General features: G+C 48.3%; 1 protein-coding gene. It reads left to right on the top strand.

Annotated features, from left to right (window positions below; all coding sequences use genetic code 11):
- Positions 1-208: 208 nt before the first annotated feature.
- The gene (locus NFS35_RS28790) at positions 209-1,549 is read left to right on the top strand and encodes an IS4 family transposase (protein WP_251210380.1); all 1,341 of its coding nucleotides are present in this window, start codon (positions 209-211) and stop codon (positions 1,547-1,549) included.
- Positions 1,550-1,719: the final 170 nt, after the last annotated feature.

The raw sequence follows: 1,719 nt of genomic DNA, 5'->3' as shown, positions 1-1,719 counted from the left end.
CAATGTCATTAAGTTAATAGCGAACTGTCTGAAATGGTTAGAGTCTTATTATGAGGTCTAAACCATTTTTTGTGTCTTTTAAAAAAGGGGTTGACAAATCCCCTGGAATGTGCGGCCGCTCTCGCTACTGATTGAATTTAAGAGGCAGCGAGAGCGGCCCTTGGATTAAGACATTTCAACATTCTTTATCCAGGGAGGTACATATCATATGCCGCACAACAAAATCAAAAATGCCTTTTTATCTGCCGTGAATTCTGTTATCGCTCATCCGGAACAGTTTGCTGTTAATCCGGAAAAGGATTTTACCCGACAGCGGAAAATCACACCCGACACCCTTATCTCATTTCTTGTCTCTAAAGGATCCTCTTCTGCCAGGGTGGAGATGCTGGACTTTTGGGGGATAAACCAGGAAATGCCTTCCCTTCCCGCACTGAACCAGCAGCGTGCGAAGCTCAAGCCCGAAGCGATGGAAGCTGTCCTTGCGGGATTCAACGATTCCGTCAGCAGGCAGGCGGGGTTCCCCGCCACAGACGACGGATACCGCTATCTGGCCGCTGACGGCTCAACCACCACTTTTTTCAGCAGCCCGAAACTGGCTCCCCCACAGTATTTCTGCGCCCCCGGACACTCCGCCAGCGGCGTCTACAGCATACATATTAATGCCTTTTTTGACCTGGATGCACACATCTATACGGACGCCATCCTCCAGCCTGTGCATGAAAAAAACGAATTTGGCGCATTCTGTGACATCGTGGACCGGCACGGGACTCTCCCCGGCAGGAAGAATGTCTACATTGGCGACAGGGGCTACTGCTCCTACAACAACATGGCCCATGTGGTGGAACAGGGACAGTATTTTCTCTTTCGCACAAAGGATATCCATTCCAAAGGCCTGGTCGGAAATTTTGAATTCCCGGAAACACAATCCTTTGATATTGCCGTGACTGTCACACTGACGCGGAGCCATTCCCGGAAAATCCCTGTCCCCCCGGGAACCTACAGACGTTTCATTGACCGGGCATCCGCCTTTGATTTTATCGAATATGGCTCCCTTGGCACATACACGCTTACTTTCCGTATCGTCAGGTTTCCCATCAGCGATGATTCCTGCGAATGTATCGTGACGAATCTTCCAAGGCAAGAATTTCCTCCGGAAAAGCTCAAGACCCTCTACCACAGGAGATGGGCGATTGAATCCTCGTTCCGCAAGCTGAAATATACGATTGGTCTGAGCAACTATCATTCTTACAAGCCAGAGTATGTCAAACAGGAAATATGGGCAAACCTTATTGCATACAACATAACGGAAATGCTGGTCAGCTGTGCCGTCATCGAAAAGAAGGAAACCAAACATGAGTACAAAGTGAATTTTACCATGGCTGCCCATATTTGCAGGGTCTTTCTCCGTCCGTCCACGGAGAAAGACCAGTGCAACGTGATGCTTTTGCTGCAGAAAGAACTAATCCCCATACGGAACGAACGCCAATATCCAAGACTGCAGACAGCCCATTTCCGTAAGCCACGGTACTTTATCTATAGGGCAGCCTAAGCATCTATATCATCATACCATTTTTTTAGGCAGATGGGAAGTCTGTCTATTTGGCATGCAACAAATGTGTCTGTGACCGGCAACATTAGCTTATGTGGAAGCCGGGCATCCTTTTTCGCCATCTTTCCCGCAGTATGCCTTATGCTGCTGGTGCTAACTTAATGACATTG

Origin of the sequence: Acetatifactor aquisgranensis, from assembly GCF_943193215.1 — a bacterium.
GTDB lineage: Bacteria > Bacillota > Clostridia > Lachnospirales > Lachnospiraceae > Acetatifactor > Acetatifactor aquisgranensis.
The sequence above is the reverse complement of the archived record's forward strand: the minus strand, read 5'-3'. Positions and strand labels throughout refer to the sequence as shown.

What these genes read in the sequence shown, in the direction of transcription:
- NFS35_RS28790 (WP_251210380.1), top strand. Translation starts at nt 209, where the DNA reads ATGCCGCACAACAAAATCAAAAATGCCTTTTTATCTGCCGTGAATTCT.